General features: G+C 68.8%; 11 protein-coding genes. 2 read left to right on the top strand and 9 right to left on the bottom strand.

The features are described 5' to 3' along the window. Positions 1-524 precede the first annotated feature (524 nt). From GQ56_RS0110780 to GQ56_RS0110770, 3 genes are read right to left on the bottom strand one after another with little or no spacing between them, the layout of a single operon-like run. A complete protein-coding gene (locus GQ56_RS0110780; RefSeq protein ID WP_031398662.1) occupies positions 525-1,967 on the bottom strand; it encodes an efflux transporter outer membrane subunit in 1,443 nt (480 codons plus the stop codon). Continuing rightward, positions 1,967-5,104, bottom strand: a complete 3,138-nt coding sequence (locus GQ56_RS0110775; RefSeq protein WP_031398661.1) for a multidrug efflux RND transporter permease subunit — start codon at positions 5,102-5,104, stop codon at positions 1,967-1,969. Before GQ56_RS0110775 ends, GQ56_RS0110780 begins: the two co-directional genes overlap by 1 nt. 20 nt (positions 5,105-5,124) lie before the next feature. Then, on the bottom strand, positions 5,125-6,324 hold the full coding sequence (locus GQ56_RS0110770; RefSeq protein WP_031398660.1) for a MexX/AxyX family multidrug efflux RND transporter periplasmic adaptor subunit: 1,200 nt from the start codon (positions 6,322-6,324) through the stop codon (positions 5,125-5,127). Positions 6,325-6,473: 149 nt separating this feature from the next. Between GQ56_RS0110770 and GQ56_RS0110765 the strand changes: the two genes are divergently transcribed. Further along, the gene (locus tag GQ56_RS0110765; protein ID WP_031398659.1) at positions 6,474-7,121 is read left to right on the top strand and encodes a TetR family transcriptional regulator; all 648 of its coding nucleotides are present in this window, start codon (positions 6,474-6,476) and stop codon (positions 7,119-7,121) included. Positions 7,122-7,455: 334 nt separating this feature from the next. Next, positions 7,456-8,700, top strand: coding sequence for a M23 family metallopeptidase (locus GQ56_RS0110760; RefSeq protein ID WP_031398658.1), 1,245 nt, complete (start codon positions 7,456-7,458; stop codon positions 8,698-8,700). Between the two features lie 22 nt (positions 8,701-8,722). Here the strand turns inward: GQ56_RS0110760 and GQ56_RS0110755 are convergent, their stop codons facing one another. The 6 genes from GQ56_RS0110755 to GQ56_RS0110730 all read right to left on the bottom strand — a co-directional run bounded on the left by GQ56_RS0110755 (position 8,723) and on the right by GQ56_RS0110730 (position 16,740). Continuing rightward, the gene (locus GQ56_RS0110755) at positions 8,723-9,448 is read right to left on the bottom strand and encodes an amino acid ABC transporter permease (protein WP_031398657.1); all 726 of its coding nucleotides are present in this window, start codon (positions 9,446-9,448) and stop codon (positions 8,723-8,725) included. Positions 9,449-9,450: 2 nt separating this feature from the next. Then, the gene (locus GQ56_RS0110750) at positions 9,451-10,173 is read right to left on the bottom strand and encodes an amino acid ABC transporter permease (protein WP_031398656.1); all 723 of its coding nucleotides are present in this window, start codon (positions 10,171-10,173) and stop codon (positions 9,451-9,453) included. 91 nt (positions 10,174-10,264) lie between these two features. Further along, positions 10,265-11,080: an ABC transporter substrate-binding protein gene (locus tag GQ56_RS0110745; RefSeq protein ID WP_031398655.1), complete on the bottom strand. Its 816-nt coding sequence runs from the start codon at positions 11,078-11,080 to the stop codon at positions 10,265-10,267. Positions 11,081-11,641: 561 nt separating this feature from the next. Beyond that, positions 11,642-12,874, bottom strand: a complete 1,233-nt coding sequence (locus GQ56_RS0110740) for a fimbrial protein (protein WP_235212681.1) — start codon at positions 12,872-12,874, stop codon at positions 11,642-11,644. Between the two features lie 5 nt (positions 12,875-12,879). After that, positions 12,880-15,903, bottom strand: a complete 3,024-nt coding sequence (locus tag GQ56_RS0110735) for a two-partner secretion domain-containing protein (RefSeq protein ID WP_031398653.1) — start codon at positions 15,901-15,903, stop codon at positions 12,880-12,882. Between the two features lie 84 nt (positions 15,904-15,987). Then, positions 15,988-16,740, bottom strand: coding sequence for a fimbrial biogenesis chaperone (locus tag GQ56_RS0110730; protein WP_052007245.1), 753 nt, complete (start codon positions 16,738-16,740; stop codon positions 15,988-15,990). Positions 16,741-16,755 lie beyond the last annotated feature (15 nt).

Below are 16,755 nucleotides of genomic sequence, written 5' to 3'. Positions count from 1 at the left end.
TGGCATTGGCTCGCGCAAGATTCGTCGTGAAAAAGACAAAACATTGTCAGATGCCGCCATCGTTGTCGATCGACAACGCCAATATCAAATCATTTTCAACTGACAGGAAATGAACCATCGATTCAATCGGATCGATTCTTTTGCGCAAACGATTGCGCCTCGAATACAAACGTTTTACTGCGACACTTTGACGCCCCGATTGATTTCAATACATGGATTAATCCGGACGTCAATTCCCGGGCGGAAAGCGCGTGCATGGACGGCCATCGGCACGCGATCCGCGGGGCACATCGTCGAAGAAGGGAAAGGAAAACGGACCGCGCACGTTCGCGCGGGATCGCGGCAAGGGCAATCCAGGGACGGGGCCGTTTCCGGCCGTCAGGTGTGCGCGGTCACGGGACGGGAAACGTCCCGACCGGCAGGCCGGCCTGCCGCCTGCGCGGCGATACCGGATGAAGCGGCGACGGTACGTATGTCGAAACGTTACGCCGCCGTCGTGCCGGGCGGCACGACGGTGACGGGCACTACGCCGACGTGGACGCCTCCGCCGATGCCGGCGACCAGCCGCCGCCAAGCGCACGGTACAGCGCGATCGCATTCGCGAGCCTGAGCTGCTTGAGCCGGATCAGTTCCTGCCCCGACTCGTACGTGCTGCGCTGCGCATCGAGCAGTTCGAGATACGTCGCGACGCCGCCCGCATAGCGGCGCTCCGCGAGCCTCAGCCGCTGACCGTCGGCCGTGTGCACGGCCTGCTGCGCCTCGAGCTGGCGATCGATCCAGCCGCGCGCGGCGAACGCGTCGGCCACTTCACGGAACGCGGTCTGCACGGTCTTCTCGTATTCGGCCACCGCGATGTGCTTGCGCGCGTTCGCGACGTCGAGGTTCGCGCGATTGCGCCCGCCCGCGAAGATCGGCAGCGTGATGCGCGGCGCGAACGTCCAGACGCTCGTGCCGGCCGAGAACAGGCTCGAGAACGCGTCGCTCACCGAACCGTAGTCGGTCGTCAGCGCGATGCGCGGAAAGAACGCCGCGCGCGCGGCGCCGATCTGCGCGTTGGCCGCCTTGAGCCGCGCTTCCGCCTGCCGGATGTCCGGCCGGCGCTCGAGCAGCGCGCTCGGTGCGCCGGGCGCCACGGGGGCCATCGACAGCGTATCGAGCGTGGTCGGATCGGCCGGCACGTTGCGCGCGAAATCGCCCGCGAGCAACTGCAGCGCCCGCACGGCCTGCGCATGCTCGCGCTGCAGCGCGGCCTGCGACGCCCGCGCCGATGCCACCAGCATCTCGGCCGAGCGCAGCTCGATCGCATCGCTCGTGCCGGCCGCATAGCGGCGCTGCGTGAGCGCGGCCATCCGTTCGCGCGCATCCAGCGTGCGCTGCGCCAGCGCAAGCTGCTCGTGCAGCGAGCGCTCCGCCACGTACGCACCCGCCACGTCGGCGATCACGCCGATGCGAACCGTGCGCTGCGCGTCGGCCGTCGCGAAATATTCGGCGAGCGCCGCATCGGACAGGTTGCGCACGCGGCCGAACAGATCGAGTTCGTACGCGCTGACGCCGACGCCCGCGCGATACAGACCGCTGATCGCGCTTTCGCGCACGACCGGGTCGTACTGGCGCACACGCTCGTAGCCCACATTCGCGTCGACCGACGGCATCAGGTCCGCGCGCTGCACGCCATACAGCGCCCGCGCTTCCTCGAGCCGGCCGGCCGCGATCCGCAGGTCGCGGTTGTTCGCGAGCGCCGCGTCGATCCACGCCTGCAGCGCAGCATCGGTGAAATACGTACGCCAGTCGTCGAGCTGCGCGGCATCGGCGGCCGGCGCGGCGCTGCCGTCGGCAGGCGCATAGGCGGCCGGCACCGGCGCCGCCGGCCGCTCGTAGTGCGGTGCAAGCGAGCAGCCGGCCAGCGCGAGTGCGGCGGCGAGTACGAGCCCACTGCGCGACGCGGCGCGTGCATTCAGCGCGAACATCATCGAGAACCCTCCATCGTCGCCGGCTGCGCCCCGCCGCGTCGGCGCGGGCCGACGTCGAACAGGCGGCCGACGATCACGAAAAACAGCGGGACGAGGAACACCGCGAGCACGGTCGCCGTGATCACCCCGCCGAGCACCCCGGTGCCGATCGCCGTCTGCGCACCGGACGCGGCGCCCGACGCGAACGCGAGCGGCAGCACGCCGACGCCGAACGCGAGCGACGTCATCACGATCGGCCGCAGCCGCAGACGCGCGGCCTCGAGCGCGGCGTCGGCGAGCGACATGCGCTGCGCGACCAGATCCTTCGCGACTTCGACGATCAGGATCGCGTTCTTCGCGGACAGCCCGATCGTCGCGATCAGCCCCACCTTGAAATAAATGTCGTTCGGCATCGCCCGCAGCGTCACGCCGAGCACCGCGCCGATCACGCCGAGCGGGACGACCAGCATCACCGCGAACGGAATCGACCAGCTCTCGTAGAGCGCCGCGAGCGCGAGGAACACGACGAGCACCGACAGCGCGAACAGCATCGGCGCCTGCGCACCCGACAGCCGCTCCTCGAACGACTGCCCCGACCACGCGTAGCCGATGCCGGCCGGCAGCTTCGCCGCGATCCGCTCGATCGCGCCCATCGCGTCGCCGCTGCTGTGGCCCTGCGCCGCCGCGCCGTTGATCGTGAACGACGGATAGCCGTTGTAGCGCGTGAGCTGCGGCGGCCCGAGCGTCCAGTGCAGCGTCGTGAACGCCGCCAGCGGCACCATCTCGCCGCGCGCGTTGCGCACGCGCAGCTTCTTCACGTCGTCCGGATCGAGTCGGTGCAGCCCGTCGGCCTGCACCACCACGCGTCGCACCTGCGTGCCGTGCATGAAATCGCCGATATAGTCGGAGCCGAACATCACCGCGAGCGTCGTGTTGATCTCGTCCATCGATACGCCCAGCGCGGACGCCTTCGCGCGATCGATGTCGAGCTTCAGTTGCGGCGCGTCCTGCGTGCCGGCGAACATCAGGTCGGTGAGCGCCGGATCCTTGCCGCCCGCCGCGAGCAGTTGCTCGCGCGCGGCGCTGAACGTCGCGTAGTCGAGCCCGCCGCGATTCTGCAGCCGGAAATCGAAGCCGCTCGTCGAGCCGAGATCGGGCAGCGCCGGCGAGTTCATCGCGAACACCGTCGTGTTCGGCGTGCCCGCGAAGCGCTCGTTGATGCGCGCGACGATCGCCTGCACGTGATCGCGCCCGGCCTGGCGCGCTTTCCAGTTCTTCAGCGTGACGAAGATCATCCCGCCGTTCGGCCCCTCGCCGTACAGGTTGAAGCCGCCGAGCGCGAACGTATACGCGGACGGCTCGTCGTTGCGGATCGCCGACTCCACTTCCCGCACGCTCGCCATCGTTTCCGCCAGCGGCGTGCCCTGCGGGCGAATCACCATCACCATGAAGTTGCCCTGGTCCTCGTCCGGCAGGAACGCGGTCGGCAACTGCGTGAGCATCACCGCCGCGGCCGCGGTCAGCGCGCCGTACACGACGAGCCAGCGCACCGGCTTCTTCAGCATCGCGCCGACGCGCGTCGCGTAGCGCTGCGTCGAGCGCGCGACGAAGCGGTTGAACCAGCCGAAGAAGCCGCGCTTCTCGTGATGGCCGCCGGCCACGGGCTTGAGCAGCGTCGCGCACAGCGCGGGCGTCAGCGACAACGCAAGGAAAGCCGAGAAGCCGATCGACACCGCGAGCGACAGCGCGAACTGCCGGTAGATGTTGCCCACCGCGCCGCCGAAGAACGCCATCGGCACGAACACCGACGTCAGCACCACGGTGATCCCGACGATCGCGCCGCTGATCTGCTTCATCGCCTTCACGGTCGCGTCGTAGGGCCCGAGCCCTTCCTCCACCATCAGCCGCTCGACGTTCTCGACCACGACGATCGCGTCGTCGACCAGGATGCCGATCGCCAGCACCATCCCGAACATCGTCAGCACGTTGATCGAGAAGCCCGCCGCATACATCACGCCGAAGGTGCCCGCGAGCGCGACCGGCACGACCAGCGTCGGGATCAGCGTCGCACGCAGGTTCTGCATGAACAGGTACATCACGAGGAACACCAGCACGCCGGCCTCGATCAGCGTCGTGACGACCTTGTTCATCGACACGCGCACGAACGACGACGTCTCGTACGGAATCTGGTATTTCACGCCGGGCGGGAAGTACGCGGACAGCTCGTCCATCGTCGCGCGCACGCGGCGCTCGGTGGACACCGCGTTCGAGCCCGGTGCGAGCTTGATGCCCATCCCGGTCGCGACCTTGCCGTTCACGTACGACGGATAGTTGTAGTCGTTGCCGCCGAACTCGATGCGCGCGACGTCGCGCAGATGGAGCGCGGAGCCGTCGGCCTGCGTGCGCAGCGCGATCGCGCCGAAATCGGCCGGCGTCTTCAGCGGCGCGTCGGCGAACACGGTCGCCGCGATCGGCGCGCTGGCCGGCACCGCGGAGCGGCCGATGTCGCCGATCGTCACGCGCGCGTTGTGCGCGCGCACGGCCGATGCGATATCCGACGCGGTGAGGCCGTGCCCGGCCAGCTTCACCGGGTCGGGCCAGATCCGCATCGCGTATTCGGCGCCCCAGAACTGGACCTTGCCGACCCCTTCCACGCGGCGCAGCGCCTGCACGACGTTCGCCGACGCATATTCGCCGAGCTGCACGTCCGTCATCCGGCCGTCTTCGGACGTCAGCGACACCACGAGCTGGATGTTGTCGGCGGCCTTCTCGACCTGGATGCCGTCGCGCCGCACGGGCTCGGGCAATCGCGCCTCGACCGTCTTCAGCCGGTTCTGCACTTCGACGGCCGCGAGATCGGCGTTCACGCCCTGCTTGAACGTGAGGTACAGCGACGCCATCCCGGCGCTGCTGGTGGCCGACGTGTACATCAGCCCGGGCGCGCCGTTCATCTCGCGCTCGATCAGCGCGGTCACCGATTCCTCGACGACCTGCGCCGACGCGCCCGGGTACGTCGCATAAATGCTGACGACGGGCGGCGCGATGTCCGGATACTGCGCAACGGGCAGCGCGCGGATCGCGAACACGCCGCCCAGCATGATGAAGATTGCGATCACCCACGCGAAGACGGGGCGATCGATGAAGAAACGTGCCATGGTGGTCTGGTTTGAACCGGTCAGGTTTGACGGGCGGCCGCCTGCGAGGCGGCCGCTGCCGGCGCCGCCTTCGATGGCGGCGCCTTCTCGACGGGCTTGACGGCCGTATCGGGCGCGAACTGCGCGACGTCGTCGACGATCACGCGCTCGCCGCCCGTCAGGCCGCGCGTGATGCGCCAGTCACGGCCGCTCATCTGGTCGGCTGCGACCTCGACGTCCTTGACCTTGCCGTTCGGGCCGACGACGCGCACCGACGTGCGGTCGCTCGTGCGCAGCAGCGCATCGCGCGGCACGAGGATCGCCCGCTGGTCGACCGCCGTGTCGAGCGCGATCCGCACATACGCGCCCGGCAACAGCTCGCGCTCCGGATTCGGGAACAGCGCGCGCATCGCGACGGTGTCGGTGGTCGGATCGACCGCGAGATCGCTGAACAGCAGCTTGCCCTTCAGCGGATAGGCGCTGCCGTCGGCGCGCAGCAGCGTCACGGCGATGTCGTGCTGCGCAATGCCCGTCGCGCGCCCGCTCCTCACCGCGCGGCGCAGCGCGTCGACATCGGCGGCCGGCTGCGAGAAGTTCACGTAGATCGGATCGAGCTGCTCGACGGTCGTGAGCGGCGTTGCCTGGTCCTGGCCGACCAGCGCGCCCTCGGTCACGAGCGCGCGCCGGGCGCGGCCGGCGATCGGCGCGGTGACCGTCGCATAGTCGAGCTGCAACTGCGCCCGCGCCAGCTCGGCCTTCGCGGACGCCACCTCGGCCTTCGCCTGCGTGTCGGCCGCGACGGCCTCGGTGTGGTCGCGCTCGCTGACCGCGCGATCGCGCACGAGGTCCTCGTAGCGGCGACGCTTGTCGCTCGCCGCGAGCGCGGCGGCCTGCGCCTTCGCGAGCGCGCCCTGCGCGGCATCGCGCGCGGCCTTCAGCGGCGCCGGATCGATGCGGAACAGCACCGCGCCCTGCTTCACTTCCTGGCCTTCCTCGTAGGTGCGCGCCGTCACGATGCCGGCGACCCGCGCGCGCACCTCCGCCTGCCGGTACGCATCGAGCCGGCCCGGCAGCTCGACGGTCATCGGCACGGCCGTCGGGCGCACCGTCACGACGTTCGCCTGCTTCACGGCCTCCGGCGCGGCGTCCTTGTCGCCCTTTCCGCATCCGGCCAGGACCAGCATGGCCGCCAGCGCGAACGGCGCCAGCCGGTGGCGCAACAGGGAGCGATTGTTGTTCATAGTGACCTCGGATCGTTCGCCGCCGATACAATGCGGCGGTTCGGGGTGGCCGATTATAATCAGTCACGACTGATTAAATACACACTGTTTCAATCTGACCGTCATACTGTCTCAATAAAACGACAGCGAATTGTAAGGAATTTCAGGACATGGCCCGCAAGACCCGCGAAGAATCGCTCGCCATCAAGCACCGGATCCTCGACGCCGCCGAGCTCGTGCTGCTCGAGAAAGGCGTCGCGCAAACCGCGATGGCGGATCTCGCCGAAGCGGCCGGCATGTCGCGCGGCGCCGTCTACGGCCACTACCGCAACAAGATGGAAGTGTGTCTGGCGATGTGCGACCGCGCGTTCGCGCGTACGTCGGAAGGCTTCGACGCCGGCGACGGGCTGCCGCCGCTCGCCACGCTGCGGCGCGCCGCGTCGCACTATCTGCAGGAATGCGGTGAGCCCGGCCCGATGCAGCGCGTGCTCGTGATCCTCTATACGAAGTGCGAGCAGAGCGAGGAGAACGGCGCGCTGCAGCGGCGCCGCATGCTGCTCGAACTGCAGATGCTGCGGATCACGAAGGCGCTGCTGCGCCGCGCGATCGCGGCCGGCGAAATCGCCGCCGATCTCGACGTGCACCTGGCCGCCGTCTATCTCGTGTCGCTGCTCGAAGGCGTGTTCGCGTCGATGATCTGGACCAACCGGCTGCGCGGCAACCTGTGGAACGACGCGGAGGCAATGCTCGACGCCGGCTTCGACGCCGTGCGCGCGTCGGCCGCGCTGCGCAGGGGCGCACACAAATTGCCGGACTGACGGGAATTGGCGTAACAAATGCCGGTTTAGCCCGATTTATCGCACTGCGGAACGGCCGAGCTGACCCTCTTTAAAATTTTTAACGATTCGCGGAACATCGGTAGACTGACGCGGTCATCTCTCTTTAGCGTCTTCGTGATATCCGGGTTCGACCCGGTATGCACGCCGCCGTTCGAAGCGGGCCCGCCCCGCGCGTTGGGTCGAACGGAAACGACACAGGCCCCTGGCGGGCCCTGTCTTGTTGCACGCCCGCCGCCCGCCCGTCGCTCGACGGATGCATCGCCGGCGGCCCCTGCCCACACCCCTTTGAACCGCTTTCCTGGATGTGGACACCTTGGTCAAGCCTGCCGCCCCCCCTGATGCTTCCGCACCCGGCCGCACGCAGCGCGTCATGCGCGCGCTCGTGCCGGCCGCCGTGCTCGGCGCCCTTGCCGCACTCGGCTTCGCCGCGCTGCCGGCCGTGTCGCAACTGCCGGGCGCCGTCGACTCGGGCACGGCCGCGTTGCCGCAGCGCGTGCTGTCCGACACGCCGTTCCCGACCGCGCAGCATTTCGTGACGAGCGAACTCGCCCGCACGATCGGCGAGCGCAACGACCGCAACGTGCAGCCCGGCCTGTTCGCCCCGCTCAGCGCGCACCGCAACGACATGCTCGGCTATGCGAACCTGTTCCGGTTCGCGACCCCCGACAGCCCGCACGGGATGCGCGCGGGCAACATCGAGCTCACGCTGTCCGATACGCTGAACCGTCTCGACGTGCCGCCCGAAGTCCGCATCCAGCTCGGCGATCTCGTGAGCGGCAAGGTCGCGATGCGCGCGAGCGCGCAACGCGGCGACTACTACCGCATCGCGTTCGATACGGGCGACGGCACGCCGCGCCTCACCGCGCTCGAGCTGCGCGTGGCCGGCCGCACATTCGGCGCGATCTGGTTCCGCGCACCCGGCGCCGGGCACGGCGCGTACTACGCGCTCGACGGCGCGCCGCTCGAAGCCGCCGCGTTCACGATGCCGGTCAGGTGGACCCGTATCAGCTCGTTCTTCGGCGAGCGCATCCATCCGCTGTCGCAGGCGATGGCGTTCCACACGGGGGTCGATCTCGCCGCGCCCACCGGCACGCCCGTCGACGCGGCGGCCGACGGCGTGGTGTCGTTCGTCGGCACCGATCCGGGCGGCTACGGCCGCTACGTGATCGTCGATCACGCCGACGGCTATTCGACCTATTACGCGCACCTGTCCGCATTCGCGGCCGGGCTCAAGACCGGCGACACCGTGGCGCAGGGCCAGCGCATCGGCTCGGTCGGGATGACCGGCGCGGCGACCGGCCCGCACCTGCATTTCGAGGTGCGCGTGGCGAACCGCCCGGTCGACCCGCTCGTCACCCTCGCGAGCGCGCAGACGGCGCTGTCCGACATGCAGCTCACAGCGTTCCGCCAGGAAGCGGCGCAATGGCGCTTCCGCCTCGCGTCGGTCAGCACCGCATCGTTCGCGTTCACGCAGAACGACGGGCCGCTGTGGGGCGACTTCGCGACCGATCCGTCGACACTGCGCGCGGTCTTCAACACGCATTACTCGGCATCGTGACGCGCGGGCCGCGCGCCCGCCGTCAGCCGGCGGGTTCCGCCCGCTCGGCCGCCGCATGCGCGGCGCGTGCCGTGCGCGGGCCGCGCGACAGCAGCCAGCGCGCCGCGCCGTCCAGCGACGTGCACAGCACCAGATAGATCAGCGCGACGAACAGGAAGATCGGCGCCGGATACACCATCAACCGGTTGTTCACCTGCGTGGCGACGAACGACAGCTCCGGCACGCCGACGATGTACGCGAGCGACGTATCCTTCACGAGCGCGACCCACTGGTTGACGAACGACGGCGTCATGATCCGGATCGCCTGCGGCAGCAGCACGTGGCGCACCGTCTGCCAGCGCGTGAGCCCGAGCGACAGCCCGGCCTGCCATTGCCCCTCGCCCGCCGCGACGATGCCCGCATGCACCGCATGCGCGAGGTAGGCGCCGCCGATCAGCGCGAGCGCGCACACGACGGTCGCGAGCCCCGGCACATCCATGTGCAGCAGCATGGGCATCAGGAAATACGTCCAGAAGATCAGCATCAGCACCGGAATCGCGCGGAAGAAGCCGATGAACGCGAGCAACAGCACGCGCACGGGGCCGCGCGCGAGCGCCATCGCCACGCCGAGCGCCACGCCGAGCACGGCCGACGCGATCGCGGAGGCGATCGCCAGCGCCAGCGACAGCGCGGCGCCGCCGAGCGGGCCGTCGGGAAAGGCGCCGACCAGCAGGTACGGCAGGTTGGAGACGAGCAGCGAAAGATCCATTGTCAGCGCCCCGCTCCCAGCCGGTCGCGCCATTGCGTCGCCGCATACGCGCCCGCCTCGATCGCCGCCACCGCCGCGACGTACAGCACGGTCGCGACGCCGAACGCGGCGAAGGTCTGGAACGTTTCCGTTTCGACCTGCCGCGACGCATACGACAGCTCGGCCACGCCGATCGCCATCGTGAGCGACGAGTTCTTCACGAGATTCATGTACTGGCCGAACAGCGGCGGCAACGCGATGCGCACGGCTTGCGGCAGCACCACGTAGCGCAGCGACTGCATCGGCGTGAGGCCGAGCGCGGCCGCCGCATCGTGCTGCGCACGCCGCACGCCGCGCAGGCCGGCCTCGCACTCCTCGGCGACGAACGCCGCCGTGTACGCGCTCAGTCCGACCCAGCCCGCCACGAATTCGAACGACGGCCAGGCGAGCGTGAGCGGGCCCGCGCTCACCGCATGCCGCGCATTCAGCCACGCGACCCAGGTATCGGGCAGCAACGACGCGACGCCGAAATACCAGAACAGCAACTGCACCAGCAGCGGCGTGTTGCGGAACGTGACGATGTATGCGGCGGCCGCCGCGCGCGGCGCCGTGCCGCGCGCATGCCGCATGATCGCGAGCAGCAGCCCGCCGGCGGTTGCGGCGAGGGCCGATGCGGCCGCGAGGCCGAGCGTCAGCAGGAAACCCTGCCAGAGCCAGGACAGATATTTGGGAGCCAACCCGAGCATGCTGAGGTGCGCGCGACAGGCGCGATCGAAGTAAAACGAACCGCGCCGCGACGCCGGTTCCCGGCCGGTCGCGGCGTGCGTGCGATGAGGATCAGGTCTTGTCGCCGATGCGGTAGATGCGCGTGAGCGGCGTCTTCGTCGTCGGCCCGAACCATGCGTCGTAGATCTGCGCGGCGCGGCCGTTCGCCTCGAGCCCCTTCAGCGTGTCGTTGACGAAGCCGAGCAGGCGCGTCTCGCCCTTCGGCACGCCGACGCCCATGTAGTCGTTCGAGATCGTAAAGGCCGGGATCTCGTAGTTCTGCTTGTCGGGCACGTTCGCGAGCAGGCCGATCAGTTTCGGGCCGTCCTGCGTGATCGCCTGCACGTTGCCGGCGCGCAGCGCGGCGAACGCGAACGGCGTGTCGTCGTACGCGACGATCGTTGCCTTCGGGAATTTCTCGCGCAGCGTGGTCTCGTTGGTCGTGCCCTTGTCCGCGCCGACGCGCAGCGCGTTCAACTGGTCGGCCGATTTCAGCACGCCCTTCTTCGCGAGAAACTGCTGGCCCGACGAGAAATACGGAATGCTGAAGTCGACCTGCTTCGCGCGCTCGTCGGTGATCGTGAAGTTCGCGAGCACGAGATCGACCTTGCCGGACGTCAGGAACGGAATGCGGTTCGCCGGGTTGGTCGGCTGCAGTTGCAGCTTCACGCCGAGCTTGTCCGCGAGCGCCTTCGCATAGTCGACGTCGAGACCGACGATATGGTTGTTCTTGCCGTCGACATAGCCGAACGGCGGGTTGCTGTCGAACGTCGCGACGCGCAGCACGCCGGCCTTCTTGATGTCGTCGAGACGGTCCGCATGCGCAACGGTGCCTGCGGTGACGAGCGCGGCCCCGACGAGCCACGTAGCGAGAGTGTGGAATTTCATGAGCACGACCTGATTTGTTATGAAGGCTACCGCGGATCGCGCGGCGGCCCGGTTCGAGGAACATCGCAATGCATGTGGATCGCGAAGCCGCTAACGTATCAGCGCGGGCGGCGAATCAGAACCAACAAATGGTGCTTTGCTCTGCGGATTTCGTGATGAGCCGGACGCGTGGCGCGAGATGCGGCACGCCAAAAAAAGACGCCCGCTGCACACAGCGGGCGCGAATCCCAGTCAAGGAGGTATCACACGAACTACGGGTTCAGATTGCGGAAATCGCACGTGATAGACAACGAATCGATTTCCATATCGATATGCCGTGGCGCGCTTACGCTGCCTCTTCCTGCGTCGAACGACGCATCCCGTCGCCCGCCGCGCCGAGGGCGCGCGCGGCGATCCGGTTCGCCGCGCATCGCGACGCATGAGAGGCGTGATGCCGCCGATGCTTCGGCGCGTGCGGCGAATCCGGGCCGACAGATCGACGGATGGCGGGTTCGCCTGCGCGTATGGCGCGATGAAGGCCGTCGCACGCAGTTCCTCTGCACGCGTGTCGCGCCGGGGCCGTTACGGAAACGTGAACGTGAACTCCGCCGCGCCGCCCGCGTAGCCGGCCCTGAGTTCGGTATCGGTGCCGGTCCGGATGTACTGCGCGCTCAACGGCATGACAGCGGTGTCGCCGATGCGCTTCATCGGATATTGCTTCGCCTTGTCCGGTTCGTCGTAGCTGATTCGTTCGCCGCTCAGGCCGTTCGTCATCACGATGTTGAACCCGCGCGCGACCGCCTGGCCGTCCGGTGCACTCAGCTCCAGCAGCGTCTTGTCCGCGTTCGGCTTGACGGCCTTGTCGCGGAAGCTGATCGTGGGCTTCGCCGCGGCCGCGCACTGACTGAGCGTGATGCTGAAATCGACCGGCTGCGACGTCGCATGCAGGTGGGCGAACTGGCTGAGCGACGCCCTGCCGAGATTGACCGGCACGATCATGTTCGACTCGACTTCGCATTGTTTCGGCACCGGAATGCCCCCGCCGCCGCCGATCGTCAGGTTGCCGACGCCGGTATAGGTGATCGACTGCTTGCACAGGTTCGGCGGGTTCGGACGTTCGGGTACCGTCACGGCGCTGCCGAGCGATGCCGTCCCTTTCGGCAGCGCGAGCGCATACAGCACGATGCTCGGCGCACCGGGCAGGTCGTTGACCACGAGTTCGCCTTCCGGCAACCCGGCCGCCGAGCGGGTCAGCACGAGCTCCTGGAGAAAATAGGCCATCAGCGCATCGTCGGGGGCCGTCCCGTTCTTGACGATCAGCGTTTTCGCCACCGCCATCGGGTTGACCGCCTGGGTCAGCGTGCGGTTTTCCCCGTCGTTGCCGACGCCCGACCAGCGCAGCGCGATGCCGTCCACGTTCGTTTGCGCGGCGCCGGCCGGTATCACGGTGCCCGGCTTCCAGTGTCCGGCATTGACCATCTCGTACTCGGTCGAGGTTGCCGTGCCGTACTTGTACTGCACGACGAGCGACACCATCCGCTGGTAGAGCACCGCGCCGGCCGGCGTACTGTTCGTCAACCTCGTGACCTGCTTCCAGTCCGTCGCCTTGATGTTTTTGAACGTGCAGTCGACCGCCGTAGCGGCGGCAAACGCAGGGCCGGCTTGCCATATGCACGCCGCGCAGCAGGCTGCCGCGCCCAGGCGCGCGGGCGTCCGCCCCCATCGGTACGCTCGCCGTAGAATCGTCGTCATGCTGTCTCCCGTTTCCCGTTTCCCGTTGATGCCGGCGACGGGCGCCGCGTCGCCCGTCGCCAAGTGCGTTACTTCTCGATCACGCCCAGGTTGATGCCGGCGATCTGCTGCTGCGCGGCGGCGCCGACCGCATCGCTCCACCGGAACGTGCCGCGATTGACGCCGACGAGCCCGCCATACACCTGGCGCCACGAGGCATTGGTGCTGTTGTTGACGCGACCGCTCGCGGTCGAGATCTGGACGAGCCCCGCGTTCAGCCCGACGAGCCCGCCGAGCGTTGCCTGGCAACCGCCGCTGACCGTGCCCGACGACGCCGAGTTGGAGATCTCGCCGAGGTTGTCGCCGACGAGCCCGCCGACGACGCTGGACGTGTTGCCCAGGACGTTGCCGGTCGCGAGCGCGACGGCGATCACGCCCGACGTCGCGTTGGTGCCGGCAAAGCCGCCCACCGACGCATACGTCCCGCCGATCACATCGCCGCTCGCATCGTTGTTGGTCAATACGCTCTCGTTGTAGCCCGCGAAGCCGCCCGTCTTGCTGTAGTTGCCGCCGGTCGTCTTGCCGCGCGCGACCGAATGCTCGATCGTCCCGTTGAGGTGGCTTCCGACGAAACCGCCGACGTTGCCTTGCCCGCCGGCAACCGTACCGTGCGCCTCGGCGTGAGCGATCCACGCGTCGCGCCCCTGGTTGATGCCGACGAAGCCGCCCGTTGCACCGGACGACGCGCTGGTGACCGCGCCCAGTGCACGGCTGCCGACCACGGAACCCTGGTTCATCCCGACGAACCCGCCGATCGCCTGCGCGGACCGGCCGTCCACCACGCCCGTCGCCATCGAATCGGCAATCGCACCCGCGTTGTAGCCGACCAACCCGCCCGCCGTACCGCCGGTACCGCCCGTCGTGTTCCCGGAAGCCTTGCCCTGCACGACGCCGCCGGCCAGGTTCGTGCCGACCAGGCCGCCGACGTTGACGCCCGACAGGCCGGCGGCGGACGTCGAGCCGAGGCTCGTCCCGTTGCGGATCGTGCCGCCGCGGTTCACGCCGACGAGGCCGCCGAGCGACGCTGCGTTCGATGCGCCGCCCGATACGACGGCGTTCGCCGTGCTGTCGGAGATCGTCGCTTCGTCCGCGCGTCCGGCGGCCGCGGCATGCTCGCCGACGAGACCGCCGGCGGCGTAGGTCATGCCGTTGCCTTCCACCCTGCCGGCGAACGACGATTGCGCCACGCTGCCGCGATTGATGCCGACGACGCCGCCGAGCACGTTGCTGCGGCTCGCGCCGGCGCGCACCACCGTGTTGTCCGACACGACGACGTTCGCGATCTCGCCGCGGTTCTCGCCCGCCACCGCACCGATCGCGACCGGCCCGGGGCCCGCGGCCGCACCGACGTTCGACGACTTCACGATCAGGTTCGCGATGCGGCCCATGTTGAGGCCGAACAGGCCCGCGTACGGGCTGCCGCTCGTGATCGACAGCTTGCTGACCGAATGGCCGAGACCGTCGAACACGCCGTGGAACGGCGTGTCGGCGCCGATCGTCGTGAATGCGGTGTTGTAATAGCTGCCGACGAGGTCGTTGCCGAGCACGTACAGGCCGCCCAGGTTCGCGTTCATCGCCTGCAACTGCGCGAGGTTCTGGATCACGGTATAGAGAAAGCCGTTCGACTCGAACGCCACGCCCGCGCCGGACAGCGTGACGGAGGCGCCGTTGCCCAGCGAATACGTGCTGCCGTAGTCGAGCCTGAAACGGGCGTTCACGCCGGTCAGCGAGACCGGCGCGGCAATCCGCGCGCCCTGCGCCGCGTCGATCGTCACGCCGGCGTTCGCGCCCGTCGCCTGCAACGCGCCGTTCACCGCGACGTCGCCCTGCCGGCTCGTGAGCGTCAGTTGATTGCCGGTTGCCCAGGTCGCCGGGCCGTCGACCGACAGCTTGCCCTGCTCGGCGACGAGCTGGATATCCGTCATCCCCAGATTGCGTGAAAGCGTATCGGCGACGATCGTGCCCGGCCGGCTCGCGCCCGTCGTGACCGACACGTCGGACGACGCGATGCGCCACACCCCACCGCGTCCGTTGGTGGCGCGGGTGTCGACCGTCGCGCCGAGCGCGACCTTCATGTCCGCGCCGCGCGTGTCGATCGTGCCGCCGTTGCCGGGCGTCGACGCGCTGGCGTTCAGCGTGCCGGCAACGTTGACCGTGCCCGCGTCGTAGCCGTCCAGTGCGATCCGTCCGGCGGAATTCCTGAGCGTGCGCGCCTCGATGGCGCCCTGGTTGTTCACCACCGTCTGCAACAGCGTATCGGCGGTGCGCGCGCTCATCAACACCTGACCGCCGTCAGCCTTCAGCAGCCGTTCGTTGCTGGCCAGCGCGTTGACCGCACGCTCGTCGACCTGCAGGCTGAGCAGCTTCCTGCCGTCGAAATTCAGCGTGACGGCGCTGCCCGCCGCGAGTCCGACGGTGCCCATCTGGGCCTGGACGACCCCACGGTTCATCACCTGCGCGCCCAGCAGCGCAATCGCGCCGCCTTCGCTCGCGACGAGGTTGCCGCTGTTCTGCACGATGCTCGGCGACGCGCCGGAGAATCGGTAGTGCCCGGCGGCGAAATCGGCGTTCCCGATGTCGAGCGTCGACGCGACGAGGCCGCCCACGTTGACCTTCGCTCCGCTGCCGAACAGGATCCCGTTCGGGTTGACGAGGAACACGCGGCCGTTCGCGTCGATGCTGCCGTGAATCGCACTGCCTTGCTGCCCCGTGACCCGGTTCAGCGCGATCGACGACGCGGACGGCTGGTTGAACGTGACGCGCTGCCCCGCATCGACGTTGAACGACGACCATTCGGTCAGCAGCTTGTCGCCATGCTGGTTGATCGACATCTGCCGGCCGTTGTCGTAACGCAGGATGTCGGCACTCCCGGACACGACGTTCTCGCCGACCGGCAACGCATGCGCGGCGCTCATCGCACCGCCGGCGACACATGCGACGGCAAGCATCCTCGCGGTGCGCGTCGATGCCTTGCCTCGGCGACGCGCCCGTTCCCCCGCAACCTGCCAGATTCCCTGCCCGTTGTTCCATACCAGAGCGTAGGTCTTGTTCATTGTGAATTTGCCTTGTGATAGTTGATTCCCTGCCGGTATCCCCTGCAGGACGGGTATTGCACGGTTTGCCGGTTGCCTCGGCGATCAATGCGCATCGAGCCGCCCCCGGTGCTCGCGCGACCGGCCGCCGTCGTCGACCGCGTCGAAGACGATGTCGTCCGCCGGCGGGCCCGGCGGCGCATCGAGCGGAATCTCGGCGCGGCCGAACGGCTCGACGTCCACCGCGCCGCCGGCCAGCACGACGGGCCGCCCCTGCAGGACGACGCGCGTCAGCGTGACGTAGAACGGCGTCGGGTTCTTCGACACGAGGACGGGACGCGCCCGCGCGTCCGGATACGTCCAAGTCAGGCGATCCGGTGCGTCGCGCGGATCGCCGTCGATGCCGCGCGGCCGGTACAGCAGCTTCATGCGCAACCGGTACGCAATGCGCAGCATGTTGTCGGCCGGCCCGGCAGGCGGCACTTCGAGCAGATTGATCCAGAAGCGGGATTCCCGATCCGATGGCAGCTCGTCGCCCACCGCGCGCACGCGCACCGCCAGCGCGTGCTGCGGGTCGAGCCGCGCAAGCGGCGGCGCAACGACGAAAGGCACGCGCAGCCCGCTCGGATCGGCGTTCGCATTGCCGTCGTCGAGCCAGATCTGGACGAGGAGCGGCGTGCTGCCGGAATTGCGTGCGGTGATCGTTTCCGCACGCGCGCCGCCGGGATAAATGAAACGCGTGCCGACGACCGACAGCGCCGCCTGCGCGGGCAGGGAAACGATCGCGGGCGCGATCGCGGCGGCCGCGAGCAACGCGGCGCGAAGCGCACCGGACAGGAAGCGCCCGCCGCGCGGCATGGGCCGTCGCCGGGC

This window comes from Burkholderia paludis (assembly GCF_000732615.1).
GTDB lineage: Bacteria > Pseudomonadota > Gammaproteobacteria > Burkholderiales > Burkholderiaceae > Burkholderia > Burkholderia paludis.
The sequence above is the reverse complement of the archived record's forward strand: the minus strand, read 5'-3'. Positions and strand labels throughout refer to the sequence as shown.